The organism is Hwanghaeella sp., assembly GCF_965227365.1.
In the GTDB taxonomy this organism is placed as follows: domain Bacteria; phylum Pseudomonadota; class Alphaproteobacteria; order UBA8366; family Aestuariispiraceae; genus Hwanghaeella.
The window spans coordinates 4,663,161-4,687,810 of sequence record NZ_OZ245754.1 but is presented as its reverse complement, the minus strand read 5'-3'; the positions used below and the strand labels follow the sequence as shown (position 1 = coordinate 4,687,810).

Below are 24,650 nucleotides of genomic sequence, written 5' to 3'. Positions count from 1 at the left end.
ATTAAAAGAGACTATAGAATGAAGCGGCTGAGATCCGTGTCCTGGGCCAGCGGCGCCACCTTCTCGTTCACGTAATCGGCGGTGATGTCGATGGTTTCCCCGCCGCGGTCCGATGCGGTGAAGCTGATGTCCTCCAGCAGCTTTTCCAGAATGGTATGCAGCCGGCGGGCGCCGATATTCTCGACCGTCTGATTGATCTGCGCCGACAGGGCGGCAATTCGGTCGATCGCATCTTCGGCGAAGGAAAGCGTCACCTTCTCGGTCCCCATCAGGGCGACATACTGCTTGATCAGGCTGTTTTCCGGCTCCCGCAAAATCCGGCCGAAATCGGCTTCGGTCAGCGGGTTCAGATTGACCCGGATCGGCAGCCGGCCCTGCAGTTCGGCCAGCAGATCCGACGGCTTTGACTGATGGAAGGCGCCCGAGGCGATGAACAGCACGTGGTCGGTCTTCACCGAACCGTATTTGGTGGCGACCGTCGTGCCTTCGATCAGCGGCAGCAGGTCGCGCTGCACGCCTTCGCGGCTGACGTCGCCGCCCTGGCGTTCGGACCGCACGGTGATCTTGTCGATTTCGTCGATAAAGGCGATGCCGTTCTGTTCGACCATGTGGATCGCCTGCTGGGAGATCTTTTCCTCGTCGATCAGCTTGTCGGCCTCTTCCTCCAGCAGCACTTCGTAGGATTCCGCGACCTTCATCTTGCGGGGCTTTGTGCGGCCGCCGCCGAAGGCTTTGCCCAGCATGTCGTTCAGGTTGATCATGCCCATCTGGGATCCCGGCATGCCGGGAATGTCCATGGTCGGCATGCTGAAGCCGGCATTGTCCTGGACGTGGATTTCCACATCCTTGTCGTCCAACTCGCCCTCGCGCAGTCGCTTGCGGAAGCTTTGCCGCGTCGCGTCGCTCGCATTCTCGCCGACCAGCGCGTCCAGCACGCGATCCTCGGCGGCCAGTTCGGCCTTGGCCTGCACTTCCTTGCGCTGGGTTTCGCGGGCCATCTGGATCGCCACTTCGACCAGGTCGCGGATGATCTGTTCCACATCGCGGCCGACATAACCGACCTCGGTGAACTTGGTCGCTTCGACCTTGATGAAGGGGGCGTTGGCCAGCTTCGCCAGGCGGCGGGCGATTTCCGTCTTGCCGCAGCCGGTCGGACCGATCATCAGGATGTTCTTTGGCAGAACCTCCTCCTTCATCATGCCGTCCAGCTGCTGACGCCGCCAACGGTTGCGCAGCGCGATGGCTACCGCGCGCTTGGCATCGTCCTGGCCGACGATGAAGCGGTCCAGTTCGGAAACGATCTCTCGCGGGCTGAAATCGGTCATGCCCCAATACTCTCCAGCGTTACGTTCTCATTGGTATAAATGCAGATATCGGCGGCGATCTTCATCGCGCGGCGGGCGACCGCCTCCGCATCCATGTCGTCGCGGTCGATGAGCGCGCGGGCGGCTGACAGGGCGAAGGACCCGCCGGACCCGATGCCGATGATGCCGTCTTCCGGCTCGATCACGTCGCCTGTGCCCGAGAGGATCAGGCTGACATCCTTGTCGACCACCGCCATCATCGCTTCCAGGCGCCGCAGATAGCGGTCGGTCCGCCAATCCTTGGCCAGTTCGACGCAGGCGCGGGTAAGCTGATCGGGATACTGGTCCAGCTTCGCTTCCAGCCGTTCCAACAGGGTGAAGGCATCCGCCGTCGCCCCGGCGAACCCGACCAGGATCTTTCCCTCGGCCAGTGTACGGACCTTGCGGGCGTTGGATTTGAAAACGGTCTGGCCCAGGCTGACTTGTCCGTCGCCCGCGACCACGACCCGGTTGCCTTTGCGCACGGACAGAATTGTCGTGCCGTGCATTTCGGCGGCATTCGTGTGGGGTGCTTTGGTCATGCGCCCGATATGAGGGGGCGAACCCGATCAGTCAATGCTCCGTCCGCGACCCGATCACGCGGCGGGTGACGGGGAACGCCTTCTGCGGCCGGGCGAACCCGTTCCTTGCGGTATTGGGGGATTAACCCTGCGATACAAGAAACATTCGTGAATACGCGTTTAGGTTCTTGCGCGTGCAGGCGGATGGTGGTCTTTTTTTGACGGGGGGAACCGGCGGAATAAGCAGCGCCGGTTCAATAGATTGAGTTTTCCGATGCCTTGCCGCTTCGGCGGTGCGGCGACCGGAAAACGGCATGGCATTGGGGGCGGTATGCGTGTTGTGAACAAAATCATCGCGTCGGTATTCATTCTGATCCTGGCGTCGGCCTGTGCCACGCAGACGCTGAAACAAACAGAACACCTCACCGCCAAACGCCCGGATGCGGGCCAGCGCATCGTCGTCATCGCGCCCGATGTGGAACTGTCCGAACTGACGGCGGGCGGAATCACGGTGCCGAACGCGGAATGGACCGAAAAGGCGCAGGGGCTGATCAAGGCCGAGCTTCAACGCGTCATGGCGGATTCGAACGCGAATGTGATGTACGCCGCCGACCTGAACAAACCCGGCTCGGAGAGTGAAACCGAAACCCAGTTGGTTAAGCTGCATCAGATGGTCGGCGCGTCGATCATCCTCAGCCGCCTGCAGGCCTTGCCGACGAAGAAGGACGTCTTCGATTGGTCCCTTGGGCCGGACGCCACGGCGCTGCAGGATGAATACGGGGCCGACTACGGTTTGTTCATCTTCGTGCGGGACAGCTATTCCAGCGCCGGCCGTGTCGCCTTGAACGTCATGATGGCGATCCTGGGCGGCCCGATCCAAGGCGGCATCCAGTCCGGCTATGCCTCGCTGGTCGATCTTTCCAGCGGCGAGATCGTCTGGTTCAACACCTTGGGCAGGAAGACGGGGGATCTGCGCGAACCGGCCCCGGCGGCCGAGACCGTTGATCTGCTGCTTGCCAATTTCCCGACGACCGTCTCCGAAAACGACGGCTGAGGCCATGCGTCGATCCGTCATGCGCAAACTTCTCGCGGGCACGGCCGGCCTCGCGCTGGCCGTCGGTCTGACCGCCTGTCAGACCGCGAGTGAGGCCTACCGCGCCCCGATCAACGCCGCCAAGACACCGACGGCGGGCGAGACGGCGCCGGAAACGCCCGAGCAGGACCAGGAACAGACCGCCAGCCCCTCTTCCGAACAGGAGGGCGAGGATATCAGGCTCGCGACTCGCGAAGCCGGGGGCGGGACCTATTCGGGCAGCGCGACGGATTATCGGATCGACGATCTCAACCCCGGCGAACGGCCGGACCTGTCCAGCGACGAAGCCGGCATCTGGATGATGATGGACCGCGCGGAGCGGAAACTGGCAACCAGCGGACGGGTGATCAATGACCCGGCCCTGAAAGACTATGTCGGGAAAATGGTCTGCGATCTGGCCGGCGACTATTGCGGCGATATCCGCGTCTACATCGTCCGCAAACCCGAATTCAACGCGACGATGGCCCCGAACGGCACGATGTCGGTCTATTCCGGGCTTCTGTTGCGGGCCCGGAACGAGGCACAGCTGGCGACGGTCCTGGGCCACGAGATCGGCCATTATCTGCGGCGTCATTCCTATCAGCAGATGAAGGACCGTATCGACAAGACGAATGGCCTGGTCTTTTTCCGTGTCTTCACGGCCGCCTTGGGTGTGCCCGTCGTCGGTGACATTGCCGCCTTGGGGACAATCGGCAGCATCGCATCCTTCGGTCGGGATCATGAACGCGAAGCCGACGGATACGGCATCCTGCTGATGGCCCGGGCCGGTTATTCGCCGCATGAAGCCGCGAAGATCTGGGAAAATCTGAACGCCGAACTGGGCGACGAAAAACGATCGCAATCCTTCTTCTATTCGACCCATCCCGAGACATCGGAACGCCAGGCGATGTTGCGCCAATTGGCCGATGAAGTGCCCGTCGCCGGCGGCGACGGGGGAACCATCGGGACCGAGGCTTATCGCGACGCCCTGTCGCCGCATTGGCGGGAGTTGTTGGCGGATGAGGTCGCCAAGCGCGATTACGGCCGGACCGAGCGTTTGTTCGACTCCCTGATCGCCGACGGTTTTCGGGCCGGGGCGGTCTACTACTACAAGGGTGAGATGTACCGCCAGCGTGGCGAGGAAGGCGACGAGGACCTGGCGCTTGCGGCCTATCATGCGGCGACGCAGTTTGCGGACGCCCCGCCGGAACTCTTCAAGGCGCGCGGACAGATTTTCCAACGCAAGGGCCTGAAGGCCGAAGCGCGCGCATCCTATGAGGAATATGTCCGCCTCAGCCCGGATGCGGCGGATCGCAAGATGATCGAATTTATGATTGGGGGATTGGGAAGTTGAAAAAGCTTGTTCGGATAGTTGCGCTGGCGTCGATCCTGGCAACGGTTGCCGCATGTCAGGGATACACCCTCGTCAAAGGGGGATCGCCGGTCGAAATCGCCAGCGGGATGAAAGCGACCCCGGCCCGGTCCTGGAGCAAGCTGAGCAGCGGCAAATACCAGCTTTGGACGGTCGACGGCCCGGTCCTGCAGCAGATCCTCTTCGGGGCCGCCATTCAGGACGGCGAAGAACTGTTTCCGAACGAAAACAACCGGAAGCAGAAGCTGCCCGAATTCAAGAAATCCATGTCGGAACTGGAAGTGGCTGAACTCTACCGCGATACGATGCTGAAGCTCGGCGCGTCGAATTTCGACCTTCTCGACATCCGGCCCAAGACAGTCGGGGGCAAGCAGGGTTTCCGCTTCGAGTTTGATTTCACCATGGAACAGGGTCTGCAGAAATCCGGCGTCGGCGAAGCCGTTCTGGAAGGTGATAAGCTTTATTACGTCATCTATACCGGTGCGAAGCTGCACTACTATCCAAAGAACCTGCCGGATGCGGAACAGGTGATGCAGTCGGTGCAAATCCTCTGACCGGGGAAGAAGACGCGTCAAAACAGCGCTTTTCCGCCCGTCCGGCGCCCGGTCGCCGAGATGGGCGTTGTTGTCGGCCCGTCCGGTTGTTACAAGGCTTCCCGTCTATGACTAATGGGACTGATGGGAATGCGCACGGCATCCGTTGAACGGAACACCAAGGAAACCCGCATCGCCGCGACCCTCGATATCGACGGGCGCGGTGTTTATGACGTGTCGACCGGGATCGGCTTCCTCGATCATATGCTGGAGCAGTTGAGCCGGCATAGCCTGATGGATCTGAATCTGAAGGCCGAGGGCGATCTGCATATCGATTTCCATCATACGACCGAGGATTCCGGCTATGTCGTCGGCGAGGCGGTCAGCAAGGCGCTGGGCGACCGCAAGGGCATCCAGCGCTACGGCCATGCCTATATCCCGATGGACGAAACGCTGACCCGTGTCTCGATCGACCTGTCGAACCGGCCCTATCTGGTCTGGAAGGTGAATTTCACCCGGCCGAAGCTGGGCGATTTCGACACCGAGCTGTTCAAGGAATGGTTCGCCGCCTTCGCCCAGTCGGCGGGCGCGACGCTGCATGTCGAAAACCTGTATGGCGAGAACAATCACCATATCGCCGAGTCCTGCTTCAAGGGTCTGGCCAGGGCGTTGAAGGTCGCGACCGCGATCGACGAAAGGCAGGCCGACGCGGTGCCCTCGACGAAAGGCGTTCTCGGCGGATCCATGTAGGGAAGCCCGGCGGGTTCCGTGAAAATCTTGAAAGGACGCTTTGTGCGCATTCCTTACCTTGCGCTGTGTTTCTGCATGGTTCTCGTAACAGGTTGCGTTACCCAACAGCGGGAGACGGACCTGGTCCATGTGGAACTGACGAAGCAGGGCTGCGCGGAACGACGCGTCACGATCCATAAGGAAGAGCCGGCAATCGTCGCGGGGAATACCTTGGCGCTGATGACGCTCGAAGTGCCGAAAGCGGAAAAGGACGCCTCCTTCCAGGATGGACGGACCTCCTTCGAGGCGGGTGACGAGAACAGGCTGGCGAAATTTTCCTTGGACTTTTCGTGCAAGGGTGTTTCCGGTGCCGCCGGGGTTTTATCAGGGAATTCTTCTACGGCAACGGCCGGAGCAGAGAGAGCATGACAACAGTAGCCATCATCGATTACGGGTCCGGGAACCTGCGCTCCGCCGCCAAGGCATTCGAACATTCCGGCGCCGACAAGGTTCATGTCACCGACGACCCGAAAGTCGTCATGGACGTCGACCGCGTCGTACTGCCCGGTGTCGGGGCCTTCGGCGATTGCCGCCGCGGCCTCTATGCGGTCGACGGCATGGTGGCGGCCCTGGAAAAGGCCGTCCACGAACAGGGAAAGCCCTTCTTCGGCATCTGCGTCGGCATGCAGTTGATGGCCAGTCACGGGTTGGAATACGGCACGCATGAAGGGCTTGGCTGGATCGATGGAACGGTGAAGGAAATCCAACCGGCCGATCCCAGCCTGAAAATTCCGCATATGGGGTGGAATCAACTGACGGTGCTGCGCGACCACCCCTGCCTGGACGGTATCCCGACCGGCGCCTATGCCTATTTCGTGCACAGCTACCACTTCACCTGCGACGACCCGGCCGACATGCTGGCGACGGTGGATTACGGCGGCACGCTGACGGCGATGATCGCCCGCGACAACATGATCGCAACCCAATTCCATCCGGAGAAGAGCCAGGCGACAGGCCTGCGGCTGATCTCCAACTTTCTGAAGTGGAACCCGTAAGATGGCGGCGATGGACCTCTATCCGGCGATCGACCTGAAACAGGGTCAGTGCGTGCGGCTGTTCAAGGGCGACATGGACCAGGCGACCGTGTTCAACGACAGTCCCGGCGACCAGGCCGGCGGTTTCGTTGCCGCCGGCGCGCAATGGCTGCATGTGGTCGATCTGGACGGCGCCTTCGCGGGTGAATCCAAGAATGGCCCGGCGGTGGACGCGATCCTGGCCGCCGTCGGCGATGTGCCGGTGCAGCTTGGCGGCGGTATCCGCTCGGTCGAGGCGGCGGGCGCCTGGCTGGACCGTGGCATCAGCCGGGTCATTTTGGGTACCGTCGCGGTGCGCGACCCCGCCGTCGTGCGGGATGCCTGCAAGGCCTTTCCCGGCAAGGTCGCCGTCGGGATCGATGCTAAGGACGGTTTCGTCGCGGTTGAAGGCTGGGCGGATGTCTCGACGCTGGGCGTCGTCGATCTCGCCAAACGGTTCGAGGATGCCGGCGTCGCGGCGGTGATCTACACCGATATCAACCGGGACGGCGCCATGACCGGCGTGAATGTGGAAAGCACGGCGGAACTTGCCCGCGCAGTCACGATGCCGGTGATCGCCAGCGGCGGCGTCGCCTCGCTGGACGATATCGTCGCGCTGCGCGAGACCGGCGTGGTCAGCGGTGTGATCAGCGGCCGGGCGCTTTACGAAGGCGCGATCGACCTCGCGGCGGCGCTCAAAGTTTGCGCGGGAGAAAACTGATGCTGGGTGTACGCGTTATTCCCTGTCTCGACGTCAAGGATGGCCGCGTCGTCAAAGGCGTCAACTTCGTCGACCTGCGCGATGCGGGCGATCCGGTGGAACAGGCGCGCCTTTACGACAAGGCCGGCGCGGACGAGCTGACCTTCCTGGACATCACCGCCAGCCACGAAAACCGCGATACGATCTATGACGTCGTGCGGCACACCGCGGAAGAGGTTTTCATGCCGCTGACCGTCGGCGGCGGCGTGCGCACGGTGGAGGATATCCGCAAGCTGCTGCTGGCGGGCGCCGACAAGGTTTCGATCAACACGGCGGCAGTGAATAATCCCGAATTCGTCAAGGAAGCCGCGGAACGTTTCGGCAATCAATGCATCGTCGTCGCGGTCGATGCCAAATCGACCGGCCCCGGCAAAAATGGTGAGGGTAAGTGGGAAGTCTTCACCCATGGCGGCCGCAACCCGACAGGGCTGGACGCCATCGAATGGGCAAAACGGATGGAGGCGAACGGCGCGGGCGAAATCCTGCTGACCTCCATGGACCGGGACGGCACCAAGGTGGGTTTCGACCTGGGTCTGACGCGCGCGGTTTCCGACGCGCTGAAAATCCCTGTGATCGCCAGCGGCGGTGTCGGCAATCTGGATCATCTGGTCGACGGCGTGATCGAAGGCCATGCCTCGGCGGTCCTGGCCGCCTCGATTTTCCATTTCGGGGAATATTCCATAGCCGAAGCCAAGCAGCGGATGGCGGCAGCGGGCATTCCGATCCGTCCGGCCGAAGCCGCGACCGAGATAGTGAGCTGACGCCATGACCACCGACAAACACACGCTGGACCGGCTTTTTGCCACCATCGAGTCGCGTAAGGGCGCGGACCCGGCCTCTTCCTACACCGCCAAGCTGTTCGGCAAGGGCAAGGCCAAGATCGCGCAGAAACTGGGTGAGGAAGCGACCGAGACAGTGATCGCGGCGATGGGCGGCGACCAACGGGAAGTTGCGTCGGAATCCGCCGACCTGCTGTACCACCTGTTGGTTCTCTGGGCCGAAACGGGCGTTGCGCCGGAAGACGTTTGGGCGATATTGGATGAACGTGAAGGGGTCTCGGGCATCGCCGAAAAAGCGAGCCGCAAGGAATAGGGAGAACGGCCATGGCCTATGACGATCAAAATATTTTCGCCAAGATCCTGCGCGGCGAGATTCCCTGCGACAAGGTTCTGGAAACCGATCACAGCCTGGCCTTCAACGATATCGCGCCGGCACGGCCCGTCCATGTCCTGGTCATTCCGAAGGGTGCCTATGTTTCCTCGGATGATTTCACCGCCAAGGCCAGCGACGCGGAAATCGCCGATTTCTGGCGCGCGGTGGGCGAAGTGGCGCGGATGAAGGGCGTCGCCGGGTCCGGCTACCGCCTGATCGCCAATGCGGGCGAGGACGGGCACCAGGAAGTTCCCCATTTCCACATGCATGTCCTGGGCGGCGCCCCCGCCGGCCCGATGCTGAAGCGCCGCGACAGCTAGACTGCCATCATCCTGAAACAGGCCCGGCCCGGTGGATCATTCCGCCGGTTGCACGGCACGTGGGGTGCGGCCGACCACCACCTCGTTCCCCTCCGACGGGTCGGCGGGAACGTTGGTCGCCAACAGCAGGGAAATGCCTGCCATCCCGGCACCGATGAAAAAGACCATCCCCGGGTTCTCCAGCCAGATGAAGCCGAAGGCGGCTGGAATGCCGACCGCGGCAATGTGGTTGATCGTGAAGCTGACGCCGGCCGTAGACGCGATGTCCTTCGGGTCCGCGATCTTGTGGAAATAGGTCTTGATGGCGATCGCGAAGGCGAAGAACAGATGGTCGAGCACATAGAGCGCCGCTGCCGCGCCCGCGCTTTCGACGATCGCATAACCGACGAAGACGCCGATCAGCCCGATATATTCCAGGATCAGCGCCCGGCGTTCGCCCAGCTTGGCGATCAGGCGGCCGACCTTCGGCGCGATGTAGATGTTGGCGATCAGGTTCACCAGATAGAGCATGGTGATGGCGGTGGCGTCGAACCCGAACTTTTCCACCATCATGAAGCCCGCGAACACCATGAAGATCTGCCGCCGCGCGCCGCCCATGAAGGTCAGCGCGTAATACAGCCAGTAGCGCCGCCGCAGGAACAGCGTCTTGGTCTGCATATGCGGCGAGACGAAGTCCGGATAGGCGAAGCGGCACAACAGGCCCACTCCCAGGGTGAACAAACCGGCGATCAGATAGATCGGCTCGAATCCCAGTGAAATCGTCTTGATGCCCAGGCTGGTACCGAAAAAACCCGCGATCCGATCGATCACATCCTGTTCGAAGGTCAGGATGATGACGATGAAGATGGCCAGCGTCCCGATGGAGGAGGCTGTGATCTGCTTCGCGAAGACGATCGGCGCGCGCTGCTTGTTGGTCCATTGCAGGGTCAGCGACTGGTTCATCGTTTCGTAGTAGTGGAAGCCCAGCGACATCAGGAAGGTGGTCGCGTAAAGGCCGTATTCGGATGGGAAGTATCCGGTGATCGCGGTGCCGAGGCCCAGCGCGCCCAGCGACAGCAGGGCCAGATTCTGTTCCCGCACGAAGGGCAGCAGAAAGATCGCGCAGAAAGACAGGAAGCCGGGGATTTCCCGGATCGACTGCAGGAAGCCGATTTCGCGCCCCGTGAAGGCGGCACGTTCGACCACGAAATTGTTCAATAGTGCGAACCAGCCATGCATGCTGACCGCCATGGCGCAGGCCATCAGAATCAACATGCCTTCCGGGCCTTGCAGGAAGCTGGGCAGGAAGGGGATGCGGTGGTCGGAATCGGTTTGAACAGGGGTCCGCATGGGGTGTTTCGCTCCGGCGATTTGGATCGCTCTAGATTTGTTGCAAGATGCGCACTCTAGGCCTCGCTGTCCCGGCGGTCTTGCGATATATTGACAATTGATGTCTCGAAACGGCCATACCACACCCCGCCCGCCCATGCCGTCGGTCATGCCGCGGCCGGTGATGGTGCGCGCCTTCGACCTTTTGCCGGGTATGGAGGTGGAAGCCCATAGTCACGATTGGGGTCAATTGGCCTATGCGTCCGCGGGCATCATGATCGTGTCCACGCCCGAAGGCTCGTGGACCGTCCCGCCCGCCCGCGCGGTATGGATCCCGCCCGGCATCGAACACGCGATTTCCATTCCCGGCACGGGCGCCTTTTTTCGCAGCGTCTACACCCGCGGCGACCATTCTCAGGATCTGGGCCCGAAATGCCGCGTGCTGCGGGTCACGTCCCTTTTACGGGAGTTGATTATTCGGGCCTCAGAAATGCCGCTAGAATATGACGAGACCGGTCCTGAAGGCCGGTTGATGACGGTGATCGTCGATCAGATCCGTGAAATGCGGGAGGAGGAGCCCCTATACCTGCCGATGCCGCAGGACCGCCGGTTGCTGCGTTTGGCCCAGCAAATGGTGGGGGATCCCGGCCTGCGTCTGACACTGGAGGAGGCGGCGTCGCAAGCAGGCGCCAGCGCCCGAACGCTCGCCCGCCGCTTCAGCGCGGAAACCGGGTTGACCTTCGGGGAATGGCAAAGACGGCTCAGTCTCGTCACCGCGGTGGAACGACTGGCCGACGGACAGCCGGTCACGGCTGTGGCGCTGGATCTGGGATACGAGAGCCCCTCGGCCTTCATCGCCATGTTCCGGCGCAGCTTGGGCGCCAGTCCGACCGCCTACCTGGCCAAAGGATGAATCGGGGGATGAACCGGGGGATGAACCGGGCGTTGAACCAGTCGTTGACCCCGGCGTTGCCCCCGGGACCGAACCGGCCGGGGCTTGATATTGATCCGAGTTGAACCCTGATATGGACCCTCATTTCGTTGCACTCGTTTTGGCGCCGCCGGTTCGATTGACAGCGTCAGGGCCAGGGGTAGTTTGCGCTCCTTAGCGAATAGAAAGAGACTGCCGCCATGCGGGTGCGGGTAACAACTATCCTGGTTCTGGTTTTTGGCGGCCTTGTCCTGCTATCGGCGGGCGGGATGTTTCTGATCGCCCTGGCCAGCGCCTTCGACAATACCCGCAATTCCCTGACGGCCCTGCTGCGCGAACAGATCAATGAAGCGGCGGTCGCCTCGGCGGTCTATTTCAATCCGCTCGAAGATCTCGGCAAATGGCTGGCCTATGAGGTCAGCGAAGGAAGGATGGGCGTTCAGGACCCCGAAAGCCTGAAATATGTCCTGGCCGGCGCGCTGTCCTCCCTGCCCCAAGGCGAAGCGGCCACTATCCAATTCCCGGACGGGAACGGGTATTATTTCGACCGCGCAACGGAAACCATCCAGGCGGTCTATTGGCCGCCCGAATGGCGCGTCGGTGACGGATGGGTGGGACCCGAAGGCGAATGGGTCCTGCGGCCCTCCCCGCTGGATGGAAGCCATCGCGGCGCCTTCATCACGTCCGCCCGGGACAAGGCGGGCCGTCAGGTCGCCGCCATCGGGATCCGGGCCAATCTGGAACCCCTGTCGCAGCGGCTCAGCAGCAACGCGGTCTTCCGGGGCACGGAACTGACGCGGTTTCTGCTGTTCAACCACAATGTCGTGGTGGCGCATCCGTTGCTGGTGATGTCCGCGCCGGGATCCCGACCCACCATCGATGATTTCGGCGATCCCTATCTGGCGCAGCTTTTCACCGCGCCGCGCGACGCGATGGAATTGATCAAGCCGATCGAAGGAGCGGAATCCTTCTTTCTCGAAACAACGGATCATGGCCGCCGCGGTTTCGTGCTGAAAGAGGACAATACCCGAAAAACAGGCGGCACGGTGACGATCGGCATCCATTTCGATCAGGCTTCCGGCGCCCCCGAAATCAAGCGTCTGCTCGGCACCATGGCGGTCGGGCTGGCCGTGGTCGTCCTGTCCGTTGTGGTCGCGATCCTGATGGGACGTCGGGTGGCGCGCCCGATCGAGAATCTGGCGGCCGCGGCGCATGCGGTGCACCAACAGGATTTCGCCGATGTGCCCCGCCTGCCGCCCAGCAGCGCAATCGAACTCGACGAGGCGGCCAAGGCCTTCAATGCCATGGTCGATGGCTTGAAGGAGCGGGAGCGAATCCGAAACCTGTTTGGCAAATACGTACCGGAAAGCGTCGCCCAACTGTTGTTGCGGGACGAAACCGCCGGCAAGCCGCAATCCGCCAATGCCACGGTCCTGTTCCTGGATCTCGCCGGCTTTTCCACCATGTCGGAACGACTCGATCCCGCCGGTGTGGTCACGACGATGAACGAATTCTTTTCGGATGTCGTGCAGATCATCGAGCAGGAAAACGGCGTCGTCACCCAGTTCCAGGGCGATGCGGTCCTGGCGGTGTTCAACACCCCTGTGGAAGATCCCGACCATGCCGTCCATGCGGTTCGTGCCGCGATCCGCATCCTCAAGGATATCAAGGCCAAGACCTTCGGCGGCCAGCACCTGGCTTGCCGCATCGGCGTGAATACCGGCCCGCTGGTCGCGGGCGCGGTCGGCGCGGCCCAGCGTTTGAGCTATACGGTTCACGGGGATTCCGTGAATCTGGCGGCGCGACTGGAAGCGATGAACAAGGAAACGGAGACGGAGTTACTGGTCGCCGAGTCGACCCGGGTTCTCGCCCCCGACTTCCCTTACGAGCATGTCGGCACTTTCGTGGTCAGGGGACGGGAAGAACCGGTCGCCGCCTATACCATCCGTCATTTGCCGGATTATGACGGCGGTTGACCCGACCCGCCGGGGATTGAAATTCGGCATCGGCCTTGAGGCATCGGCGCATCGTCGCTACATACCGCTGAAACCACGCAGAGAACTTTCCGCATGACCTCCGTTATCAGAGCGATCTCGCTCGCCTTGGGACAGATCGGCGATCCAGCCTTCCGCAACGTGATGGCCGTCGGCGTCTTTGGCGCGCTCGTCGTCTTCATCGCCCTGTGGTTCCTGGCCTCCTGGGCCGTCGGCTTTGTGCCCTGGACGGATCTTCCGCTGATCGGCTGGATCTTCGATTGGATGGCGACCGTGCTGGAATGGCTGGGCGAATGGTTCGTCTTCCTGGGCGATGTCGCGTTCGGGGCGGTGATGCTGACCGTCATGTTCCTGCTGTTCCCGGCGGTAACCACCACGATCGTCAGCCTGTTCCTGGATCAGATCATCGGTGCGGTTGAGGACAAGCACTATCCCGGTCGGGGGGAGCCGCGGGCGCAGCCGATTGCCGAACTGATCGGCCAGTCGCTCAAATTCCTCGCGATTGTCATCGGCGTGAATATCCTGGCCCTGCCGATCTATGCCATCCTGCTCTTCCTGCCGCCGTTGAATCTGGTCTTCTACTACGTCCTGAACGGGTATCTGGTCGGTCGGGAATTCTATGAAATGGTGGCCATCCGCCGGATGACACCGGAAGAAGCGATCGTGCTGCGCAAACGCTTCGGGGGTCGCGTGGTGATCGCGGGTGCGATCATCGTGTTCTGCATGACCGTGCCGCTCCTGAACCTGTTGATACCGGTGCTCGCCGCCGCGGCCATGGTTCATATCTTCGAAAGCATGCGCCAGAAGGCCGCCGCCGTTCCCGCCCAACGCTAGGTTTTCCGCCAATGAAGCGTTTTGTCGCCTGTTCCCTGCTATTGGTGCTGGCCGCTTGCGGCGGCCCTGCGCAGAAACCTGCGCCGGGCAATGCAGAACCCGGTTGGCCGCAGGCGCAGAACTCGGGCCAGGTCACACCGTCAACGCCGGAAAAGGCAGCAAAACCTGCATCGGCAGCGCCACAGCCGGCTCCTGAACCGTCCGCCAACCAAGCTCCCAGGCAATCCGCTAGGCTGGTACCGGAACCGGCCGAACCGACGGCGCCGGAAATCCCGGTCAACGATGATCCTGCCCAATTCATGAATGTCGGCGACAGCGACCTGCGCGATGTCCTCGGCGACCCGGCCTTGATCCGGCGGGACGGCGCGGCGGAAGTCTGGCAGTTCCGCGGGGACGACTGCACCCTGGACCTGTTCCTGTATCCGGCGGAGGGCGGCGCCCTGGCGGTGAAACATGTGGAACTGCGCGGCGAGGCGCCGGATGAACGGCGGGCCTGTCTGGCCCGAATGATCCGCGCCCGCATCATCGCGGCGGACGGCTAGGCGCGGGAACGTCCGGCGTTACGGTGAGAGGCCGGCGCGGGCTTCCAGAACGCCGGTCTCGATGGTCCTGATCTTGTCGTCCATCCAGGCCGCCTCGGCCAGTGAACTCTCGTCGAGAACACGCTCGCCCGCCGACATCTTGCGCCAATCGTCCCAGGGCGAGACTTCATGCTTGCAAAGCGCCATCAGGTCGCGGGCAAGGTTCACCCGGATGAACCACATTCCCCGGTCCTCTCCATGGCCGAACCAATCGGAATTCATCGCATCCGTCTGGGCCAGTTCCCAGGCCCGGCGACCGACGATGAACCGGTATTCGGGCACATCGGTGATGTCGAAATCGATTTTCAGATGCCGGCAATGCGCCTCGTCCAATTGCGCGTCCGCCTTGGCCCAGCGGTTTTCGTCTTCCATCCAGTATTCGACGAGCCAATGGTCTTCATAACTGTCCCCGCCGAGGTAATTCGCGAAACCGCAGCGCAACCGCGCGGGAACGCCGTTTTCCCGCAGCAGGGCGCAGAGCATCAAGGCATAGTCGCGGCAGGTCCCGACAAGGCGCTTCTCGGTTGCGAGGCTTGGCAGGCGATCACCCTCGTTGCGCGCCGCCAATTGCGCCAGCCGGTCCGCGACCGGCAGGGTCTCGCGTGAGGCCGTATCCATATTCTTTGGCGGATTGTCGTACAGGACCTTCCCGAACGCATCGTGGATCAGCACATTCTGCACCAGGCCGCACAGATGCTGCGTATCCCGGCCCAGCCCGGAAATCATGCCCCGCCGGCCGAGCGGGTCGGTATAGAGGCCGTGCTGACGGAAGAAGGGAAGGTTCTCTGGCTGGCTCACGGCCCTTTCGCCCCCTCTTTCGGCCACAAGACCATCTGCGTGCAGCGGAAAACAGCGATCGTCCGGTCCTTGGCCGGATCGAAGACCCGCGCGTCCCAAACCTGGGTCGACCGCCCGATATGGACCGCGGTCGTGGTGCAGCGCAGCTCCCCTTCCAGCAGGGTTCCCATGTGATTGCTTTTCAGCTCGACGGTGGTGAAGCCGCTCGATCCCTCGGGCAGCCGGGTCCGTGCGGCGAAGCCGCAGGTCGTATCGGCCAGGGCGACGATGCTGGCCGCGTGCAGGAAGCCGTTCGGCGCATGGTGATGCGGTTGGATCATCATGCGGCTCTCGTAGCGGTCCCCCGTGAACTCGATCATTTCGATTCCCAGCAGGCCCGGCAGGCGGCCCTCCGCACGCTGGTTGAATTCCGCGACCGGGTCATCGGACTGGTACTGCATACGAAACGCTCCCCACTCAAAAAAACAGGCTGGACCGTCAGGCCGGAATGGTCTTCGCCTTGAAAGTACACAGATCGGCCACGATGCAGGCCGGACAATCAGGCTTGCGGGCCTTGCAGACATAGCGGCCGTGCAGGATCAGCCAGTGATGCGCATGCAGCCGGTATTTCGGCGGCACACGCTTTTCCAGCTTCATCTCCACTTCCAGCGGCGTTTTGCCGGGCGCCAGTCCGGTCCGGTTCCCCACCCGGAAGATATGCGTGTCGACGGCCATGGTCGGCTGTCCGAATGCCATGTTCAGCACGACATTCGCCGTCTTGCGGCCGACGCCTGGCAATTTCTCCAATTCCTCTCGGATCGGCGGCACTTCCCCGCCATATTCGTCGATCAGGATTTTCGCCGCGGCAATGACGTTCTTGGCCTTTGAATTGAACAGGCCGATGGTCTTGATCGCGTCCTTCAGCCGCGCTTCCCCGAAGTCCAGCATCTGCTGCGGCGTTGTGACCTTCTTGAACAGCGGTTCCGTTGCCTTATTTACGGAAACATCGGTTGCCTGCGCCGACAGGGCCACGGCCACGAGCAAGGTATAGGGATTGACGTAGTTCAACTCCCCTTTCGGCTCCGGCATGGCTTTTTCGAGGCGTGCAAAAAACTCCTCGATTGCGGCTTTTTTCATAAGTGGCATTTGGAAGACCGACGCGGCGGATTGATACGAATGATGTTTGGACCCCTGACCTTCTCGTATAGCATGGAAGCTCCCTAAATAAAGACCCTCTGCGTATGACTATACCGCCACACGACCAGCCGACGGATGCGCCGAAAGAAACGGCACCCGTGTCCGATGAGGAAGCCCGGATCTACATGGATGCCTCGCTGCACCCTCACCGATCCCTGAGTCCCAAGGGTTTCGCGCTTGTCATGGCGGCGGTGGCGATTTGCGGGTCGGCGGTCGGGTTTTCCTTCTTCCTGGCGGGGGCCTGGCCCGTCGCCGGTTTCGCAGGTCTTGAAATTCTTCTGCTTTATTTTGCGTTCAAGATCAATTTCCGCGACGCACGGCGCATGGAACATATCCGCCTGACCGATCAGGGGCTGGAAATCACCCGCGTGAAGCCGAACGGCAAAAGCTCCCGCGTATTGCTGGAGCCGACCTGGCTGCAGGTCATGATGGACGATCCGCCGGAACATCACAGCCAGCTGGTCGTTGCCTCCCGCGGGAAGGGGTTGGTGCTGGGCTCCTTCCTGACGCCGGGCGAACGGCTTGAAGTCGCCAAGACCCTGCAGGACGCGCTCGCCCGTTATCGCGCACCGGAACACTTGAAAGTGTGAGCCGAGCCTATGGACGCCCCGCAGGCGCTATGTTTCACGCAGATTTGCCAGGCCGTCCACGGATTATCTGGCGACGCTCGGAACGGGCATTTGCCGTTGTTTTTCGTTCACGCCGCGTTAAACCGCGCGATCATGGTGTCCCAGACCTCAACCAGGTCCATCAAACCATCCCAGAATGATTGATTGCGGCGTGCATCGAAATCGGACAGAGCCACGCCCTGCTGTTCGACCCATGTGTAGTAACCTAGGTTGAAGACCCGTTCTCTCGAGCGATGGTTGAGCTCCATTACATGGTCGGCATCGGTACCGAGTAGCCACCGGCCGAAACTTTCCGCCGCGGCGAGAGCATCGAACCGTCCGCCTGGTGTCCGTTCCGCGGCATGTGACAATTCGGTCTCGTACATTTCGGCGCCGTCAGTTCCGACTGTGAGAACCACATCGGATGATCCAAGCCCTTTGTACTTGGCATACTTTATCGCTCCAAGGACGTTCGCGATCGATGACAGTCCGAGATCGTTTAGTCCGGTCGTCTTTTCCTGGCTGAGCCCGGTACGCTGATCCAGGAAACTACGCCCGACCGTGGTATTGAAAAGCAAGTTCAGACTATCGCTGGCGGCGTCCGAGACACCAATAACGAAATCCGTATTCATGACGTTATGGATGAGCGGCACATGCTTGTCGCCAATCCCTTGAATGTTGTGTTCCCCATACCCGTTGTACAGGAGCGTTGGACATTCCAAAGCTTCGATCACGCCGACCTCTGTGCCGAGAACATGTTTGAGATGGTCGCCGGCCGCCAGTGTGCCGCTTGAGCCCGAGGCTGCGACGAAGGCACGAGCGCGCAAAGTGCCGTTGGAATTGAGATGATTGAATATTCGTTCAAGCGCCGGACCGGTCACGGCCCGGTGTATTATGTAATTCCCCAATTCAGAGAACTGATTGAAGATGATATTCCTCGGGTCACGCGACAGATCATGACATGTGTCGAAAATCTCTTTGACGTTGCTTTCTGTCCCCGGCGTCCGAACGATGTCACTGTCGTCTGTCACCCAGTGGTCCAGCCATTGGAACCGCTCGCGGCTCATGCCCTCCGGGAGAACAGCAACGCCCCGACAGCCGAGAATCCGCGAGATCGCGATTCCGCCACGACAGTAGTTTCCAGTCGACGGCCAAATGGCGCGGTGGTGCGCCGCATCGAACTTGCCCGACAGCAGGCGCGGCACCAGACACCCATACGCGGCGAGAACCTTGTGCGCGCGGATCATTGGAAATCTATTGCCAAGCGCGACGACAATCGTGGCATCGACACCGGTGAGTGCCGGGTCCAAGACCAAATGCTCAGGAACTGTCGCTAAATCGCGCCTGTTTGCGCTGTTGTGCCAATGAACGCGAAACAGGTTTGTGGGGTCGGGAGCATCAGGGTCGACCCAAGCTTCGGCGCCGGCCTGGTGACCAAGTAACCGCATAGGGTCGGCGAGTTCGGATATTTTCGGCAACGTCACACCGGCAGAACGTAGAAGCTGCAGGTTCTTGTCGTAGACGTCGGGATCGACGACGTCTGCCTCCAGACCGAAGCTCATAGTGTACTCCCCATTTTGAACGCGATCGACAGTCTTCAGACGAAGCGCAGCCAAGGGCTTTGCAACGACAACAAGATCGGAACGTACAGAAGATGGGTGATGTTCTGTGCTCAAATAGCCGACCAAGATGAGAAAGCGTTACTGTTCGCGCCCAATTCAGATGTGAAGAATCTGTCTTGCGATCAAAATTGCACAAACAATCTCACACGGCCTAACTGCGCAGACTCTTCGGCTTGAAGTGTTTCTCCAAACGCATCGCGAAATAGGCGGACGGCACGGAAACAATCAGGAAAAACAGGCCGACCAAAGTCATCGGTTCAAGGTACTTGTAATGACTGTTGGAATAAATGTTGGCGGCATTGAACAGCTCAATCACCGTAATTGCCGACAGCAGCGGTGTTTCCTTGAACATGGTGATCAGATAATTGGCCAAAGGTGGGATCATCGGCGGGATGGATTGTGGGAGGATTACATAGCGCATCGTTTGATAGCCGTTGTAGTTGAGCGCCCGCGATGCCTCCCATTGTCCCTTTGGCACATTCTCAATTCCGGCCCGATAAACTTCGGATGTATAGGTGGAAAAGTGAACTCCAAGGCCAATCACGCCAGCCACGAATGGCGACAGAAAAATACCCAGGTCTGGCAGAACGTAGAACAAGAAATACAGTTGCACCAATAGAGGTGTGCGGCGGACGAACTCTCCTAGCCAATAGGAACTCCACGCAACGGCCTTGATCTTCGACATTTTCAACAACGCTAAACAAAGGCCAAGGACGTAGGCTAGGAAAGCACCGACAAATGTTGCTTGAATTGTAACGATCAGGCCCTGCGCAAGCTTGGGTAGAACAGCTTCTACTACAGTCCAGCTCCACTCCATGACTCAGCGGCCTCCATCCGAGACCATCTGGCGGCCTTTCGAGAATTTGCGTTCCACGAGCTTGGTGAACTGAACAAGCGCCGTCGCGATAATGAAATAGATGACCAGGATCACCAAGAACGGCTCCAACGTCAGCGCGGTTTGCACGCGGATGATCTGTGCCATGAAAGTCAGATCGGAGATGGTGATCAGTGAGGCCACAGCCGTCAGCTTCATCAGTTCAATCAAGAGATTGCTGAAGGTCGGAATCATTACAGGTACGGCCTGTGGTATCAGGACATAGCGATAGCGTTGATAGGTCGTGTAGTTGAGTGCCAGGGCGGCTTCGTGTTGACCTCGATTGACCGACTGAATCGCACCGCGCACGACCTCGGAACCGTAGCTTCCAAGATTGCAGCCGCAGGCAAGTATGCCGGCTGTTAATGGTGAGAAATGAATCCCCATCAACGGTAATACATAATAGATGAAGAACATCTGGACGATTGCACTCGTCCCACGGAAGAATTCCAGGTAACAGATCGCCGCGGCGCGAACCAACCGATATCGGGAGAACCGAGCGAGTCCCACGATGAAGGAAATAGCCAAGGCCAAAACCGCACTGGCAAGCGTGAGCTCGATGGTTGTGATCGTGCCTTTGACCAGGATTGGCGAGTACTCAATGATGCTGTCCATGCTCACTCGCTGTGGGGCCGTCCACCGGTTTGGTGGGCGGCCCTCTTGCTCAGCCCTTCATCGGAAGTTGACGTCCTGATATGCCCGTTCAGTTGCCGGGACAGAAGTCATCGCGCCTCACTGCCAGCGTCGCTTCGGCAGAGAACCCGTAAGGCTCGATGATCTTCGCGAACTCGCCACTATCCTTCAGTTCCTTGAGCGCTTTGTCGTATGCGTCTCGGAAATCCTTGTCTTCGGGATTGAAGGCGGCGCCGGCGCAGCCCATCGGCACCCCTTTCACCGGCATGATCAGTTCAAGGTTGGGGTCATTGAACTTGCGCAGAAGATCCTGAGTACCGAGACCAGAAAGAGCAAAGACGTCAACGCGACCCTGCTGCAGCATTTTTATGCCACTCGGCGGATCGGTGAAAACCTTGATCTGCTCTGCGCTGACGCCGCGTTCCAACGCATAGGCCTCCTCGGCACAACCGGCACATGTCGTCATCGTCACATCTGGATTTTTCCCGATATCTTCATAGGTCAGGATGTTGTGTGGATTCCCCTTTAAGACCGCGAAGGCTTCGGCGCCGCAAAGATCGGGCTCCGAGTAGATGATCGACTCGCAACGCTTCGGTTTGATGTAAAGTCCGGAGGTCGCCATGTCGACACGGCGCGCCAGCAATGCCGGGATCATTGAGCCATAGCCTACGACCTGTGCCTTGAGCTCCGGTACGCCAAGCTTCTTCATTACCGCGCGCGCCACATCCGGGGCCGCACCGGTGACATAACCATCGCCCTTGACGTCGCTGTATGGCGGTTCATTTGCCACCGCGACCGTCGCATAACCTTGGTCTCTAAGCTTTTGCAACGTGTCGGCGGATGACGATCCAATCGATCCGGCAATCACGGCCCCCGCCGCGACCATACCGACTAAAGCCTTCCTGAAATTCAACGAGCGCATTGAGCGGTCCTTTCGTCATTGGTTCGATGTGGTAAACCGATGTTTTTCATCGTTCTGCTTTTGGGCATGCTGGTCAGCCGATGCCTGCAATGAATTTTTTTAGGAAATCTTGTGTTCGGGGTTCTTTCGGCCGGCTGAAAATCTCTTCGGGCTCGCTCGCCTCGACGATCTGCCCTTTGTCGAAGAACAGAACACGGTCGGCGAACTCACGGGCGAAGTTCATCTCATGAGTAACCGTCAGCATCGTCGTGTCGGTGTCGCTTGCGAGCATGCGCAACACATTCAACACTTCATCGACCAATTCAGGATCCAGCGCAGATGTGACTTCGTCGAACAGCATGATTTTTGGCTCCAGTGCCAGAGCCCGAGCGATTGCGACACGTTGTTGCTGACCGCCCGACAGCTGATGCGGATAGTGGTCTCGTTTTTCTTCAAGCCCGACCATTTTCAGAAGGTCCATGCCTCTTGCCTGGGCATCGGCTTTGTCTCTGCCTTGCACCAGCATCTGCGGCTGTTGGATGTTGCCGATCGCCGTTAGATGGGGGAACAGGTTGAACTGCTGGAACACCATGCCGACGTTCTCGCGCATTTTGTGTAGGTGCTTGTCGCTGGCTGGCTGAAGTTTGCCTTCGATCTGTTGATGCCAAAGGTAGTCCTGGTCGATCAGGACATGGCCCGTGTCGATATCTTCCAGCGTCATCAGGATTCGAAGAATGGTGGTCTTGCCTGACCCACTCGGGCCGATCAAAGCCAGTTTCTCGCCGGAATTGACATGCAGATCGAGATTTCTCAGAACCTGTAGTTCGCCGAATGATTTCGACACGTCCCGGAATTCGATAATTTTTTCCACGCTTGCCATCTACTTAGGCCTGCCCCCGTCCAAGATTGTCGATAGCGGCAGCTCAAGAGCTGAAACGACTTCGGAAAGCTTATCGAAAACCCTCCATAAAAATCGGCATCAGCTCTCAAAAAGTGATGAAATTTCTCATAATCCAGACAAAGTTGATGCGTTTTACTCAAGTTGGGCGGGTAACATAATGGATGTCTTCAATCTACCGGGTGAGGTAATGCAGGATGTCAGAGTTGACCGCTTCGGATTTGGCGATACTGCGCATGCTGCAAGATAACGCGCGAGAGAAGCTCGAGAATATCGCCTGTGAGACAGGCTTGTCGGTGGCCACCGTGCAACGAAGGATCCGGAGTCTCAGAGACAAAGAGGTTATTCAACGAGAAACGACCGTCGTTCGGCCGGAAGCCGTCGGATATACGATGACGTTCCTGGTTCTGGTCGAGATGGAACGTGAACGCATCGATCAGGTGGATGCATTTCGGCGCAGGGCTCAGGCCGACCCTCAAGTTCAGCAATGCTACTACATTACTGGCGAGGCGGATTTCGCCCTAATTGTTCTCAGTAGAGACATGGAGGATTTTGAGCGTCTCACGCACCGGCTCTTCTTTGAAGACGCAAACATAAAAAGATTCAGAACTTCCGTCGTTATGAAACGATGCAAGTCCAGTTCGGAGATACCCTTGGCAATCCTGGCTGCTGCCGGGGATGCTTGATGCTAATCGCCGACGGTATGGTTTACGCCACTCGCAATCGAGAAATTTATCGCGGCAGAGACCGGGTACCTGGTTTAGCGGGTAACCTAGGAAGCTGCCCACAGTGTGCCTTCGGCCGCCAACGCCGCGGCCAGGGCGGAGAGCCGATAGGCGCATTGCGCGGATTGCCCGTCCCGGTCCAATTCGGGCGCGAATTCCACCAGGCAGAACCCGGCGATCCGTGCCTTGGCGGCGACACCGTTCAAAATCGCAAGCGCCTGATGCATGAACAATCCGCCCGGGGCCGGACCGATCACCCCCGGTGCGATTGACGGGTCCAGCCCGTCCAGATCGAAGTCGATGAAGACATTTGCGCCCTCGGGGATTTTGTCCAGGACGGCCGCGACGCCGTCCCGGTGCAGTTGCGCGGCGGTGATGAACTGGACTCCCCAGGCCTTGGCATCCTCGTAGTCCGATGGTCGGGCGGAGCCGACCGCCCGCGCGCCGACCTGAACCATGCCGGTGACCCAAGCCATTTCCGATGCGCGGCGCATCGGGGATGACAGGCCCAGACGCTCGCCGTTCACCTCGTCCCGCCAATCGATATGGGCGTCAATCTGCAGGATCGTCACGGGACCGTGCTCGGCATAGGCGTGCAGAACAGGTGTCGGGGTCGAATCGTCTCCGCCCAATACGATGGGGACCGCCCCGGCGGCCAGGATCTCGCCGACGGCCTTGGTGATCCGCGCCCTGTTCGCCGCATGGTCTTGCGGATCGTAATCCAGGTCGCCGCAATCGACGATCAACGGCCGTTTGTCGGCGCCCAAGGGAACGGCGGGCGCCATCCGGTCGAAATCGAAATGCTGGGTGGCCGCCGCTTCGATGGCGGCGCTTTCCCGCACCGCGGCGGGTGCCTTGGCGGCATAGAGACCGGTCGCCGCATAGGGGGTGGCGCAGGGAACGCCCAGGACCGCCGCCTTCGCGCCGCTGTCTTTCAAGGTCTTGGTGGAAACCTTGGGCAGCCCCAGAAAAGTTTCCACCGGGCCACCGCCGCCGAAAACGCCGGCGATGCTCGGTTTCGCGCCGGACGCGTCGTCAGCCATGCCGTTCCGCCTCCGTTATCACCTCGGCCTCGTGATCCTTCAGGCCCAGTACGTCGTTCATGTCGTAAACGCCGGGATGCTTGCCCTTGGTCCACAGCGCGGCGCGCACCGCGCCGGCCGCGAAGACCCGCCGGGCCGATGCCTTGTGGCCCAGGATCAGGCGCTCACCCTCGGCGGCGAAAATCACGTCATGTTCGCCGACCACGTCGCCGCCCCGCAGGGTGGCATAGCCGATCTCGCCCTTCGGGCGCGCGCCGGTATGGCCGTCGCGCACCGCCTGTTTCACCGCGTCGTGGTTCACCTTGCGGCCGCGCGCCGCCGCCTTGCCGAGCGCCAGCGCCGTGCCGGACGGCGCGTCCACCTTGTGACGGTGATGCATTTCCAGGACCTCGATGTCGTAGTCGTCGCCCAGCGTCGCGGCGGCCTTCTGCACCAGGTTCGTCAACAGGGTGATGCCGACGCTGTAATTCGCGGCATAGACGACGGGAATATGCCGGGCGGCCAGATACAGCGCCTCTTCGTCGGAATGGCTCATACCCGTCGTGCCGGCGACGAGGGCGGCGCCCGCCTGGGCACAGAGGCGCGCATGGTTGACCGTCGCCGCGGGGGATGTGAAATCGATCACCGCATCCGCCTGGGCGATCACCGGGGCCGGATCCTCGATGATCTTCAGGCCCGTCTCGCCGATCCCGGCCAGCACGCCCGGGTCCTGCCCGATCGCGGGCGATCCTTCCCGGTCGGTCGCGCCGGACAGGCGGCAGCCCTCGGTCGCGGCGATCTCGGCGACCAGCATCCGCCCCATACGCCCATCCGCCCCTACGACGACGATATTCAGATCATGTTCGGTCA

At 60.6% G+C, this 24,650-nt stretch carries 29 protein-coding genes; 16 read left to right on the top strand and 13 right to left on the bottom strand.

Annotated features, from left to right (window positions below; genetic code table 11):
• Positions 1-11 precede the first annotated feature (11 nt).
• Positions 12-1,325, bottom strand: a complete 1,314-nt coding sequence (gene hslU / locus ACQK2G_RS21455) for an ATP-dependent protease ATPase subunit HslU (protein WP_425407079.1) — start codon at positions 1,323-1,325, stop codon at positions 12-14.
• Positions 1,322-1,885, bottom strand: a complete 564-nt coding sequence (gene hslV / locus ACQK2G_RS21450; RefSeq protein ID WP_425407078.1) for an ATP-dependent protease subunit HslV — start codon at positions 1,883-1,885, stop codon at positions 1,322-1,324. Before hslV ends, hslU begins: the two co-directional genes overlap by 4 nt.
• 310 nt (positions 1,886-2,195) lie before the next feature.
• Between hslV and ACQK2G_RS21445 the strand changes: the two genes are divergently transcribed.
• From ACQK2G_RS21445 to ACQK2G_RS21400, 10 genes are all read left to right on the top strand, one after another.
• Positions 2,196-2,918: a hypothetical protein gene (locus tag ACQK2G_RS21445; RefSeq protein ID WP_425407077.1), complete on the top strand. Its 723-nt coding sequence runs from the start codon at positions 2,196-2,198 to the stop codon at positions 2,916-2,918.
• Positions 2,919-2,937: 19 nt separating this feature from the next.
• A complete protein-coding gene (locus tag ACQK2G_RS21440) occupies positions 2,938-4,290 on the top strand; it encodes a M48 family metalloprotease (RefSeq protein WP_425407076.1) in 1,353 nt (450 codons plus the stop codon).
• On the top strand, positions 4,287-4,862 hold the full coding sequence (locus ACQK2G_RS21435) for a hypothetical protein (protein ID WP_425407075.1): 576 nt from the start codon (positions 4,287-4,289) through the stop codon (positions 4,860-4,862). The genes ACQK2G_RS21440 and ACQK2G_RS21435 overlap by 4 nt, the downstream gene beginning before the upstream one ends.
• A 129-nt stretch (positions 4,863-4,991) precedes the next feature.
• Entirely contained in the window at positions 4,992-5,591 is a 600-nt protein-coding gene (hisB, locus tag ACQK2G_RS21430; protein WP_425407074.1) for an imidazoleglycerol-phosphate dehydratase HisB, read from the top strand.
• An 18-nt stretch (positions 5,592-5,609) separates the two neighbouring features.
• A complete protein-coding gene (locus ACQK2G_RS21425; protein WP_425407073.1) occupies positions 5,610-5,999 on the top strand; it encodes a hypothetical protein in 390 nt (129 codons plus the stop codon).
• Positions 5,996-6,625, top strand: coding sequence for an imidazole glycerol phosphate synthase subunit HisH (hisH, locus tag ACQK2G_RS21420; RefSeq protein WP_425407072.1), 630 nt, complete (start codon positions 5,996-5,998; stop codon positions 6,623-6,625). The genes ACQK2G_RS21425 and hisH overlap by 4 nt, the downstream gene beginning before the upstream one ends.
• A gap of 10 nt (positions 6,626-6,635) precedes the next feature.
• Positions 6,636-7,364, top strand: coding sequence for a 1-(5-phosphoribosyl)-5-[(5-phosphoribosylamino)methylideneamino]imidazole-4-carboxamide isomerase (gene hisA, locus ACQK2G_RS21415; RefSeq protein WP_425407684.1), 729 nt, complete (start codon positions 6,636-6,638; stop codon positions 7,362-7,364).
• A complete protein-coding gene (gene hisF / locus ACQK2G_RS21410) occupies positions 7,364-8,164 on the top strand; it encodes an imidazole glycerol phosphate synthase subunit HisF (protein WP_425407071.1) in 801 nt (266 codons plus the stop codon). The genes hisA and hisF overlap by 1 nt, the downstream gene beginning before the upstream one ends.
• 4 nt (positions 8,165-8,168) lie before the next feature.
• A complete protein-coding gene (locus ACQK2G_RS21405) occupies positions 8,169-8,495 on the top strand; it encodes a phosphoribosyl-ATP diphosphatase (protein ID WP_425407070.1) in 327 nt (108 codons plus the stop codon).
• 11 nt (positions 8,496-8,506) lie between these two features.
• A complete protein-coding gene (locus ACQK2G_RS21400) occupies positions 8,507-8,875 on the top strand; it encodes a histidine triad nucleotide-binding protein (RefSeq protein WP_425407069.1) in 369 nt (122 codons plus the stop codon).
• 36 nt (positions 8,876-8,911) lie between these two features.
• Here the strand turns inward: ACQK2G_RS21400 and ACQK2G_RS21395 are convergent, their stop codons facing one another.
• Positions 8,912-10,204, bottom strand: coding sequence for an MFS transporter (locus tag ACQK2G_RS21395; protein WP_425407068.1), 1,293 nt, complete (start codon positions 10,202-10,204; stop codon positions 8,912-8,914).
• A 100-nt stretch (positions 10,205-10,304) separates the two neighbouring features.
• Between ACQK2G_RS21395 and ACQK2G_RS21390 the strand changes: the two genes are divergently transcribed.
• The 4 genes from ACQK2G_RS21390 (at position 10,305) to ACQK2G_RS21375 (ending at position 14,484) form a co-directional block, all read left to right on the top strand.
• A complete protein-coding gene (locus ACQK2G_RS21390) occupies positions 10,305-11,096 on the top strand; it encodes an AraC family transcriptional regulator (protein WP_425407067.1) in 792 nt (263 codons plus the stop codon).
• 218 nt (positions 11,097-11,314) lie between these two features.
• Complete coding sequence (locus ACQK2G_RS21385) at positions 11,315-13,090, top strand: adenylate/guanylate cyclase domain-containing protein (protein ID WP_425407066.1); 1,776 nt, start codon at positions 11,315-11,317, stop codon at positions 13,088-13,090.
• 93 nt (positions 13,091-13,183) lie between these two features.
• Positions 13,184-13,942: an EI24 domain-containing protein gene (locus tag ACQK2G_RS21380; RefSeq protein WP_425407065.1), complete on the top strand. Its 759-nt coding sequence runs from the start codon at positions 13,184-13,186 to the stop codon at positions 13,940-13,942.
• A gap of 11 nt (positions 13,943-13,953) precedes the next feature.
• Positions 13,954-14,484 carry a hypothetical protein gene (locus ACQK2G_RS21375; RefSeq protein ID WP_425407064.1) on the top strand — a complete coding sequence of 177 codons (531 nt, stop codon included), beginning with the start codon at positions 13,954-13,956 and terminating at the stop codon, positions 14,482-14,484.
• An 18-nt stretch (positions 14,485-14,502) separates the two neighbouring features.
• Here ACQK2G_RS21375 and ACQK2G_RS21370 read toward each other — a convergent pair whose 3' ends face one another.
• Genes ACQK2G_RS21370 through nth form a run of 3 tightly spaced genes read right to left on the bottom strand, consistent with a single transcriptional unit; the run spans position 14,503 to position 16,437 of the window.
• Positions 14,503-15,321 carry a transglutaminase-like domain-containing protein gene (locus tag ACQK2G_RS21370; protein WP_425407063.1) on the bottom strand — a complete coding sequence of 273 codons (819 nt, stop codon included), beginning with the start codon at positions 15,319-15,321 and terminating at the stop codon, positions 14,503-14,505.
• Positions 15,318-15,761, bottom strand: coding sequence for a PaaI family thioesterase (locus ACQK2G_RS21365; protein ID WP_425407062.1), 444 nt, complete (start codon positions 15,759-15,761; stop codon positions 15,318-15,320). Before ACQK2G_RS21365 ends, ACQK2G_RS21370 begins: the two co-directional genes overlap by 4 nt.
• A gap of 37 nt (positions 15,762-15,798) precedes the next feature.
• Positions 15,799-16,437 carry an endonuclease III gene (nth, locus tag ACQK2G_RS21360; protein ID WP_425407061.1) on the bottom strand — a complete coding sequence of 213 codons (639 nt, stop codon included), beginning with the start codon at positions 16,435-16,437 and terminating at the stop codon, positions 15,799-15,801.
• 104 nt (positions 16,438-16,541) lie between these two features.
• Between nth and ACQK2G_RS21355 the strand changes: the two genes are divergently transcribed.
• Positions 16,542-17,087, top strand: a complete 546-nt coding sequence (locus tag ACQK2G_RS21355) for a DUF2244 domain-containing protein (protein ID WP_425407060.1) — start codon at positions 16,542-16,544, stop codon at positions 17,085-17,087.
• A gap of 107 nt (positions 17,088-17,194) precedes the next feature.
• Here ACQK2G_RS21355 and ACQK2G_RS21350 read toward each other — a convergent pair whose 3' ends face one another.
• The 5 genes from ACQK2G_RS21350 to ehuA form a co-directional block, all read right to left on the bottom strand.
• Complete coding sequence (locus ACQK2G_RS21350; protein WP_425407059.1) at positions 17,195-18,667, bottom strand: hypothetical protein; 1,473 nt, start codon at positions 18,665-18,667, stop codon at positions 17,195-17,197.
• A 211-nt stretch (positions 18,668-18,878) separates the two neighbouring features.
• Complete coding sequence (ehuD, locus tag ACQK2G_RS21345; RefSeq protein ID WP_425407058.1) at positions 18,879-19,544, bottom strand: ectoine/hydroxyectoine ABC transporter permease subunit EhuD; 666 nt, start codon at positions 19,542-19,544, stop codon at positions 18,879-18,881.
• A 3-nt stretch (positions 19,545-19,547) separates the two neighbouring features.
• A complete protein-coding gene (gene ehuC, locus ACQK2G_RS21340) occupies positions 19,548-20,216 on the bottom strand; it encodes an ectoine/hydroxyectoine ABC transporter permease subunit EhuC (protein ID WP_425407057.1) in 669 nt (222 codons plus the stop codon).
• A gap of 88 nt (positions 20,217-20,304) precedes the next feature.
• Positions 20,305-21,120 carry an ectoine/hydroxyectoine ABC transporter substrate-binding protein EhuB gene (ehuB, locus tag ACQK2G_RS21335; RefSeq protein ID WP_425407056.1) on the bottom strand — a complete coding sequence of 272 codons (816 nt, stop codon included), beginning with the start codon at positions 21,118-21,120 and terminating at the stop codon, positions 20,305-20,307.
• A 109-nt stretch (positions 21,121-21,229) separates the two neighbouring features.
• On the bottom strand, positions 21,230-22,015 hold the full coding sequence (gene ehuA, locus ACQK2G_RS21330) for an ectoine/hydroxyectoine ABC transporter ATP-binding protein EhuA (RefSeq protein ID WP_425407055.1): 786 nt from the start codon (positions 22,013-22,015) through the stop codon (positions 21,230-21,232).
• Between the two features lie 215 nt (positions 22,016-22,230).
• Between ehuA and ACQK2G_RS21325 the strand changes: the two genes are divergently transcribed.
• Positions 22,231-22,719, top strand: coding sequence for an Lrp/AsnC family transcriptional regulator (locus ACQK2G_RS21325; RefSeq protein ID WP_425407054.1), 489 nt, complete (start codon positions 22,231-22,233; stop codon positions 22,717-22,719).
• Positions 22,720-22,805: 86 nt separating this feature from the next.
• On the opposite strand, the gene ACQK2G_RS21320 is transcribed toward ACQK2G_RS21325, so the two are convergent.
• Both ACQK2G_RS21320 and dapB read right to left on the bottom strand, forming a co-directional pair.
• The gene (locus ACQK2G_RS21320) at positions 22,806-23,801 is read right to left on the bottom strand and encodes an arginase family protein (protein WP_425407053.1); all 996 of its coding nucleotides are present in this window, start codon (positions 23,799-23,801) and stop codon (positions 22,806-22,808) included.
• Entirely contained in the window at positions 23,794-24,636 is an 843-nt protein-coding gene (gene dapB, locus ACQK2G_RS21315; RefSeq protein WP_425407683.1) for a 4-hydroxy-tetrahydrodipicolinate reductase, read from the bottom strand. The genes ACQK2G_RS21320 and dapB overlap by 8 nt, the downstream gene beginning before the upstream one ends.
• Between the last annotated feature and the right edge of the window lie 14 nt (positions 24,637-24,650).

What these genes read in the sequence shown, in the direction of transcription:
- ACQK2G_RS21375 (WP_425407064.1), top strand. Translation starts at nt 13,954, where the DNA reads ATGAAGCGTTTTGTCGCCTGTTCCCTGCTATTGGTGCTGGCCGCTTGC.
- ACQK2G_RS21395 (WP_425407068.1), bottom strand. Translation starts at nt 10,204, where the DNA reads ATGCGGACCCCTGTTCAAACCGATTCCGACCACCGCATCCCCTTCCTG.
- ACQK2G_RS21440 (WP_425407076.1), top strand. Translation starts at nt 2,938, where the DNA reads ATGCGCAAACTTCTCGCGGGCACGGCCGGCCTCGCGCTGGCCGTCGGT.
- ACQK2G_RS21350 (WP_425407059.1), bottom strand. Translation starts at nt 18,667, where the DNA reads ATGAGCTTCGGTCTGGAGGCAGACGTCGTCGATCCCGACGTCTACGAC.
- ehuC (WP_425407057.1), bottom strand. Translation starts at nt 20,216, where the DNA reads ATGGACAGCATCATTGAGTACTCGCCAATCCTGGTCAAAGGCACGATC.
- hisB (WP_425407074.1), top strand. Translation starts at nt 4,992, where the DNA reads ATGCGCACGGCATCCGTTGAACGGAACACCAAGGAAACCCGCATCGCC.
- ACQK2G_RS21325 (WP_425407054.1), top strand. Translation starts at nt 22,231, where the DNA reads ATGTCAGAGTTGACCGCTTCGGATTTGGCGATACTGCGCATGCTGCAA.
- ACQK2G_RS21365 (WP_425407062.1), bottom strand. Translation starts at nt 15,761, where the DNA reads ATGCAGTACCAGTCCGATGACCCGGTCGCGGAATTCAACCAGCGTGCG.
- ACQK2G_RS21355 (WP_425407060.1), top strand. Translation starts at nt 16,542, where the DNA reads ATGACTATACCGCCACACGACCAGCCGACGGATGCGCCGAAAGAAACG.
- ehuD (WP_425407058.1), bottom strand. Translation starts at nt 19,544, where the DNA reads ATGGAGTGGAGCTGGACTGTAGTAGAAGCTGTTCTACCCAAGCTTGCG.
- hslU (WP_425407079.1), bottom strand. Translation starts at nt 1,325, where the DNA reads ATGACCGATTTCAGCCCGCGAGAGATCGTTTCCGAACTGGACCGCTTC.
- ACQK2G_RS21400 (WP_425407069.1), top strand. Translation starts at nt 8,507, where the DNA reads ATGGCCTATGACGATCAAAATATTTTCGCCAAGATCCTGCGCGGCGAG.
- ACQK2G_RS21405 (WP_425407070.1), top strand. Translation starts at nt 8,169, where the DNA reads ATGACCACCGACAAACACACGCTGGACCGGCTTTTTGCCACCATCGAG.
- ACQK2G_RS21320 (WP_425407053.1), bottom strand. Translation starts at nt 23,801, where the DNA reads ATGGCTGACGACGCGTCCGGCGCGAAACCGAGCATCGCCGGCGTTTTC.
- hisA (WP_425407684.1), top strand. Translation starts at nt 6,636, where the DNA reads ATGGACCTCTATCCGGCGATCGACCTGAAACAGGGTCAGTGCGTGCGG.
- ACQK2G_RS21380 (WP_425407065.1), top strand. Translation starts at nt 13,184, where the DNA reads ATGACCTCCGTTATCAGAGCGATCTCGCTCGCCTTGGGACAGATCGGC.
- nth (WP_425407061.1), bottom strand. Translation starts at nt 16,437, where the DNA reads ATGAAAAAAGCCGCAATCGAGGAGTTTTTTGCACGCCTCGAAAAAGCC.
- ehuB (WP_425407056.1), bottom strand. Translation starts at nt 21,120, where the DNA reads ATGGTCGCGGCGGGGGCCGTGATTGCCGGATCGATTGGATCGTCATCC.
- hslV (WP_425407078.1), bottom strand. Translation starts at nt 1,885, where the DNA reads ATGACCAAAGCACCCCACACGAATGCCGCCGAAATGCACGGCACGACA.
- hisH (WP_425407072.1), top strand. Translation starts at nt 5,996, where the DNA reads ATGACAACAGTAGCCATCATCGATTACGGGTCCGGGAACCTGCGCTCC.
- ehuA (WP_425407055.1), bottom strand. Translation starts at nt 22,015, where the DNA reads ATGGCAAGCGTGGAAAAAATTATCGAATTCCGGGACGTGTCGAAATCA.
- hisF (WP_425407071.1), top strand. Translation starts at nt 7,364, where the DNA reads ATGCTGGGTGTACGCGTTATTCCCTGTCTCGACGTCAAGGATGGCCGC.
- ACQK2G_RS21385 (WP_425407066.1), top strand. Translation starts at nt 11,315, where the DNA reads ATGCGGGTGCGGGTAACAACTATCCTGGTTCTGGTTTTTGGCGGCCTT.
- ACQK2G_RS21445 (WP_425407077.1), top strand. Translation starts at nt 2,196, where the DNA reads ATGCGTGTTGTGAACAAAATCATCGCGTCGGTATTCATTCTGATCCTG.
- ACQK2G_RS21390 (WP_425407067.1), top strand. Translation starts at nt 10,305, where the DNA reads ATGTCTCGAAACGGCCATACCACACCCCGCCCGCCCATGCCGTCGGTC.